Origin of the sequence: Vibrio sp. RE88 (assembly GCF_013113835.1) — a bacterium.
Classification (GTDB): Bacteria; Pseudomonadota; Gammaproteobacteria; order Enterobacterales; family Vibrionaceae; genus Vibrio.
This window is the reverse complement of the sequence record NZ_VTYQ01000011.1, coordinates 93777-100407: the sequence shown is the minus strand read 5'-3', so window position 1 is coordinate 100407 and position 6631 is coordinate 93777. Positions and strand designations below refer to the sequence as shown.

5 protein-coding genes and 1 riboswitch are annotated in these 6631 nt (G+C 45.9%); all 5 genes read left to right on the top strand.

Annotated features, from left to right (window positions below; genetic code table 11):
- The first annotated feature begins 424 nt into the window (after positions 1-424).
- The 5 genes from F0265_RS21150 to F0265_RS21130 all read left to right on the top strand — a co-directional run bounded on the left by F0265_RS21150 (position 425) and on the right by F0265_RS21130 (position 6597).
- Positions 425-1807 (top strand): multicopper oxidase family protein, encoded by a 1383-nt coding sequence (locus F0265_RS21150; protein WP_171750256.1) that lies wholly within the window; start codon positions 425-427, stop codon positions 1805-1807.
- A gap of 110 nt (positions 1808-1917) precedes the next feature.
- Positions 1918-2301 (top strand): fluoride efflux transporter CrcB, encoded by a 384-nt coding sequence (crcB, locus tag F0265_RS21145; protein WP_171750255.1) that lies wholly within the window; start codon positions 1918-1920, stop codon positions 2299-2301.
- A 68-nt stretch (positions 2302-2369) separates the two neighbouring features.
- Positions 2370-2468, top strand: a riboswitch (TPP riboswitch).
- Positions 2469-2639: 171 nt separating this feature from the next.
- Entirely contained in the window at positions 2640-4580 is a 1941-nt protein-coding gene (thiC, locus tag F0265_RS21140; RefSeq protein ID WP_171750254.1) for a phosphomethylpyrimidine synthase ThiC, read from the top strand.
- Positions 4580-5851 carry a thiamine phosphate synthase gene (locus F0265_RS21135; RefSeq protein WP_171750253.1) on the top strand — a complete coding sequence of 424 codons (1272 nt, stop codon included), beginning with the start codon at positions 4580-4582 and terminating at the stop codon, positions 5849-5851. The genes thiC and F0265_RS21135 overlap by 1 nt, the downstream gene beginning before the upstream one ends.
- Entirely contained in the window at positions 5845-6597 is a 753-nt protein-coding gene (locus tag F0265_RS21130) for a ThiF family adenylyltransferase (protein ID WP_171750252.1), read from the top strand. Before F0265_RS21135 ends, F0265_RS21130 begins: the two co-directional genes overlap by 7 nt.
- Positions 6598-6631: the final 34 nt, after the last annotated feature.

Here is a 6631-nt window from a genome sequence, read left to right as displayed (position 1 = left end):
ATTGGCAGAGCAGCGGATTCCAAATCCGCGTGTTGGGAGTTCGAATCTCTCCACCCCTGCCATCTTCAAGGCTCTAGTCGAAAGACTAGAGCCTTTTTCATTTCACTGCTTACTGATTTCCCTAATTACCAAAGCAACACATATTAGGGGGTTCTATTTTCCAAAGCATATGAACGGTCACCTCATATCGACTGCGAGTCCCAGCTGCAAGAGCGGAACCTTTGTCCCTATATTCCAGCTAATTGCCTAAGTAGCATAGGCCAGCATTTTCTTAGACTGAGTAGCAATGAAGGAGATATTTCTTAGGCCAACTCCAAATTATCACTCCCAATTCACTGGTTTTACCAAAACTTGCTCTCTTGTTGAGAATTATTACTAATAGTTTGTTACATTTTTCGGACGCATCACTAAAAGTTATCAGAATATGGAAATTTCTCGTCGTCGCTTCCTGCAATCCTCACTCGCCATTTCGGCGCTCAGTGTTTTACCCGCTTGCTCTGTCAATCGTTCAACCGATCCTCAGGGCCGCTATGTCTATGATATTACGGCTGAGCCTGCTACTGCAGAATTGGTGCCTGGTTATCAAACCAAAGTGCTTGGATTCAATGGGCAGATTCCAGCTCCTACGATTCGCTGTCGTCAGGGTGAGCCTGTCATCATAAGATTCACTAATAAGCTATCAGAGCCAACTACCATCCATTGGCATGGCCTCAGAATACCGATTGAAATGGATGGCGTCCCATTCCTTAGCCAGCCTCCTATCATGCCAGGTGAGACCTTCAGCTATGAATTTACACCACCTGATGCCGGCACATTCTGGTACCACCCGCACATGAACAGCGTTAAGCAGCTTGGAATGGGGTTGGTTGGGCTGATCATTGTCGAAGAACGCCAGCCCGTTATCTTCGATGAGGAACATGAATTGATGCTTAAGCATTGGCACCTCGACAAGCAAGGCCAGTGGAAAGACTTAATGATCCCGCGTATGAGTGCGCGAATGGGCACTCCCGGGGAGTGGAGTAGTGTGAACGGTGTGCATGAGCCGATTTATCAACTCAAAGCCAGAGCGACCACTCGGTTGCGAATAGCAAATGTCGACAATACCATTACTTATCCGATTGCAGTGGAGGGTGCAGAGGCATGGGTCATCGCTATCGATGGTAACCCTATTAAAACGCCCTATAAGCTATCTCAGCATAAAATTGGCCCAGGAATGAGGGTTGATATAGGTCTTATCACTCCTCAAGCTGGTGAGCGTGTCTATGTTCGTCAAATGAAGGGGCGTTTCCCATTTCCTCTGTGTGAATTCGAAGTTGTTGAGTCTTCTTTGCCTGAGTCTCAGCCGTTGCCCAAGTTACCATTGAATCCAGTGCCGCAGCTTGATTTGGCTAACGCTGAGGAAATTGACTTTGTTTTTGAGTGGGAAGGAGCGGTTACTCCAACAAGTAAAGATGGTAAAGCTATGCCCAAGTTCTGGTTAACCAATAAGAGAGCGTGGGAAGGCATGAGTAAAGATAACATCCCGGCTCCATTGGCGACGCTCGAGTACGGTAAAACTTATATATTCGATTTGAAGAACGTTACCCAATATCACCACCCGATTCATATTCATGGACATACATTCACAGTTCTAGAAATGGATGGTAAAAAGATTGCTGAACCGTTCCATACCGATACCGTACTACTAGGCAAAAACGGCAGAGCCAAAGCGGCGTTTGTTGCCGATAACCCAGGGCGCTGGATGTATCACTGCCACGTGATTGAACACATGAAAACCGGATTAATGGGTTACATTGAGGTAAAGTGACTCCTGTAACTTTTTAAATCTCAAAATTAATTTGAGATAATGTGTCGCGATTTTGATTCGAAAATAGCCTTATTCCAGATACAATACGGCAGAAATTGACAGGAGGAACCATGGGACAACTTTCTATACTTGGGTTTATCGCATTAGGTGGTGCCTTTGGTGCATGCTCGCGATACTTGGTTTCAGAATTGTGTGTGGTATTGCTCGGGCGAGGTTTTCCCTATGGTACGCTGACGGTCAACGTTGTGGGCTCATTTATTATGGGTTTGTTGATTGCCGCATTTGAAAATGAAATGTTGGCCACCGAACCGTGGCGTCAGATCATCGGTCTGGGCTTCCTTGGCGCGCTGACTACCTTCTCAACCTTTTCTATGGATAATGTACTTCTTATGCAGCAAGGTGCATTTTTCAAGATGGGGCTAAATGTACTGCTCAATGTTGTCTTGAGCATATCGGCGGCTTGGGTAGGCTTTCAAATTCTGATCAAAAGCTAATACTTGATAAAATTGTTCTAAAAATAGACAACTCGGCTTGGTTTCACCAGGCCGTTTTTATATACTGATTTTACTTGTCGGAGTGCCATAAGGCTGAGACCGTTAATTCGGGATCCGTTGAACCTGATCAGGCTAACACCTGCGAAGGGAACAAGAGACGATACCTACACCAGAATTCTCTCTGGGTGCATCTATCAAATAGTCGAAGTTGTTTCGGTGATCATTAGTTAACACTCTAATCGCATTACCTGTATTTTGACTCCTCTTGTCGCATCTATCCGCCAAGCATTTTTATCCAAAATCTTTTTATCTAGAATAACAAAGCAAGGAAAAATGCTATGTCGAGTCGCAAGCAAGCGAGACTGGAAGCAAAACAGTTCATTGATTCTCTTTCGGTACAACCGTACCCAAATTCGCACAAAGTATATGTAGAGGGTTCACGCCCCGATATTCGTGTCCCGATGCGCGAAATATCTCTCGCAGATAGCTTAATTGGGGGTACCAAAGACTCTCCAATTTTCGAGCCAAATGAGCCAGTACGCGTCTATGATACTTCAGGCGTCTATACCGACCCTACTCATACAATAGACCTCTACAACGGTTTACCTAAGCTGAGAGAGGAGTGGATAGAAGAGCGCAGCGATACAGAAGTACTCGATGATGTCAGCTCTGTGTACACCAAGCAGAGATTGGAAGATGAAACGCTCGATGAGCTTCGATATGGCAATCTGCCACGCATCCGTCGTGCGAAAGATGGCCAATGTGTTACTCAGCTCCATTACGCACGAAAAGGCCTCATCACACCTGAGATGGAATACATTGCATTACGCGAAAATATGGGCCGTGCAAAATACCGCGATCAGGTTCTGAATCAGCAGCACCCAGGGCAAAGCTTTGGTGCCAATCTTCCCGACGAAATCAGCGCTGAATTCGTGCGAAAAGAAGTCGCCGAGGGTCGTGCCATTATCCCTTCAAACATCAATCACCCAGAATCTGAGCCTATGATCATTGGCCGTAACTTTCTTGTGAAGGTAAACGCCAACATTGGTAACTCCTCTGTGACCTCATCCATTGAGGAAGAAGTTGAAAAGCTGGTTTGGTCGACACGTTGGGGTGGCGATACAGTTATGGACCTGTCTACTGGTCGTAACATTCACGAGACTCGCGAATGGATTCTGCGTAATAGCCCTGTCCCAATTGGTACAGTACCTATGTATCAGGCATTGGAGAAAGTGAACGGCATTGCTGAAAATCTCAATTGGGAGGTAATGCGTGACACCTTAATAGAGCAAGCGGAGCAGGGCGTAGATTACTTTACCATCCATGCAGGTTTACTCCTTCGCTACGTACCTATGACAGCCAAACGTGTTACAGGCATTGTCTCACGCGGTGGTTCTATCATTGCTAAGTGGTGTCTTGCTCATCATCAGGAGAGCTTCCTCTACACTAACTTCCGCGAGATCTGTGAAATTTGTGCTAAGTACGATGTAGCACTGTCGCTTGGTGATGGCCTGCGTCCTGGCTCTGTTGCCGATGCAAATGATGAAGCCCAGTTTGCAGAATTACGCACCCTTGGAGAGCTTACAAAGATCGCATGGGAGTATGATGTTCAGGTGATCATTGAAGGCCCTGGGCATGTTCCAATGCATATGATTAAAGAGAACATGGAAGAGCAGCTAGAGCATTGCCATGAAGCCCCTTTCTATACGCTCGGCCCGCTAACCACAGATATTGCTCCCGGCTATGACCACATTACATCAGGTATTGGTGCGGCGATGATCGGTTGGTACGGGTGTGCAATGCTGTGTTATGTGACCCCAAAAGAACACTTAGGCTTGCCTAATAAAGAAGATGTAAAAACTGGACTGATTACCTATAAACTTGCCGCGCACGCTGCCGACTTAGCTAAAGGGCACCCTGGGGCACAAGTGCGCGACAATGCCCTGTCAAAAGCACGATTTGAGTTTCGTTGGGAAGACCAGTTTAACCTTGCGCTCGATCCTGATACCGCACGTGCTTTCCATGATGAAACCCTGCCTCAAGAATCGGGTAAAGTCGCCCATTTCTGCTCTATGTGTGGTCCAAAATTCTGCTCAATGAAGATCTCACAAGAAGTGCGTGAATACGCCAAAGATACTGAGCAAGTAGCAGCGGACCAAGCGATCAGTGTCAAAATGTTGGATGATCCACTTGAAGGTATGCGTCAGAAGTCAAAGGAGTTTCGTGACACGGGCTCAGAGCTCTACCATCCTGCTGCTACGGCTGTAACGGAGGAGTAATGGCAACGATCCTTATTCCTACCGCGTTGGCTGACGTCAAACCTGAAATTGAGCAATGCTTACAGCTGGCCAAGGAAAAAGGCTTCGAGATAGAAAACGTTGAGCTGGGTGTCAGCCCAGCTCAAACAGTTCATATATCTCATGGCTCAGAATGGACAAAGCTGGCTACAGATTTAGTTGAGTCCGGTGTGGTGGGCGATGAACGTACGTTCTTTATCGAGTATTACTCTGGTATCACTATCGAGCCATCTAGGCCAAAAATAGCTTCATCGCACGTTTACATTAATGTCTTGGATGTAAATCAGGTTCTAGATATTTGGTTAGGCCCTAGTCGTGATCAAGCATGTGCGTTAGCGAGTTCAGTCAATCAATCAGAGTTTGATCGTAAACGTCACTTTGCATGGGTTGTCACCCTCATCAGCTTGGCGTTTACGTTTGAAGATGCTCTTACACTTGCACGAGCCATGGCGAATGTTTCACGTGAAACATGGGCAGAGAATATTATCGATTTTCCTTCCCCTGTTCTCGAAGATCACCGACTAGGGATTAGCGCTGGTTGGACTAAATCAGGTAATCAATTGGCATTTCCATCGGTATCTAAATGTGATTTAGGGCTTTACCCAGTTGTTGATAGCGTTGAATGGGTCAAGAAGCTTTTAGAGAGTGGCGTCAAAACCGTTCAGTTGAGAATTAAAGATCCACTGGCAGATGAGTTGGAGCAACAAATTGAAGATGCAGTTGCAATTGGTCGCAGATATGACGCTCAGGTCTTTATCAACGATCATTGGCGTCTAGCAATTAAGCATCAAGCTTATGGTGTTCATCTAGGTCAAGAGGATATTGAGGAAAGCAACTTAGCTGAATTAGCTAAATCCAATTTGCGTTTAGGGTTATCGACCCTTGGTTATTATGAATTGCTTCGAGTTGCACAGACCAATCCAAGCTATCTCGCTTTGGGTCATATTTTTCCTACCCAGACCAAACAAATCGCAACCAACCCTCAAGGGCTAGTGAAACTGACGCTCTATCAAAAGCTGGTTAATACCATGCCTTATCGCAATTCGACTGGCGTACCTACTGTCGCGATTGGTGGCATCACGCAATCCAATGCGCATCTAGTTTGGAACTGTGGCGTTACTAGTTTGGCGTTGGTAAGCGCTATCACTCAAGCACCTTCGCTGGAACAAGCGATTGAATTCTTTACTCAGTTAACTGCCGATGAGCAGCGAAAAATCAGTACTGATGTTTCGAGTGAGGTATCGGCATGCTAAGCGACAAAGATTTCTTACGTTATCAAAGGCAGATTTCACTGCCGGAAATTGGCGAATCTGGACAGGAAAAGATTACTCAATCGCATGTTTTGATTATTGGCTGTGGCGGATTAGGCAGTGCGGCGAGTCTGTATTTAGCTGCAGCTGGAGTTGGCCGAATGGTGCTGGTCGACGATGATGTTGTTGATACTAGTAATCTACAACGTCAAATTGTCTATCGCGAGGACAATCTCGGCGCAGCAAAAGCCGAGGCTATGCGTCGACAGTTAAACCAGCTTAATGCAGGCGTGCAGATACGCACTATTGGCAAGCGGTTAGAGGCATCTCAATTAGCGCTAGAAGTGATGTTAGCGGATGTGGTGTTGGATTGTTCTGACAATATTCAAACTCGTCAGTTGATTAACTTAGTTTGCTACCAACAGAGTAAGCCGCTTGTTTCCGCTGCCGCTATTGGTTGGCAAGGACAATTTGCTGTATTCGATTATTCATCGAGCAAAGAGTCAGGATGTTATCGTTGTATCTACCCCTTTGATGAGCTAAGTCAGCCGAGCAAATGTAGTGAAAATGGGATCTTAGGTCCTGTCGTAGGCACCTTAGGCAACTATCAAGCATTAGCGACATTACAGAAATTGGCATTAGGACATTTTGATTTTCCTGTTGGCCAATTGCACTTATTCAATGGACTAAAACTCAACTGGCAAGTGATGACGATTGCGCGCGACCAGCAGTGTTCGGTGTGCAGTTAATGACAACCAAATTATATAAACAAGAAGTGAAGCA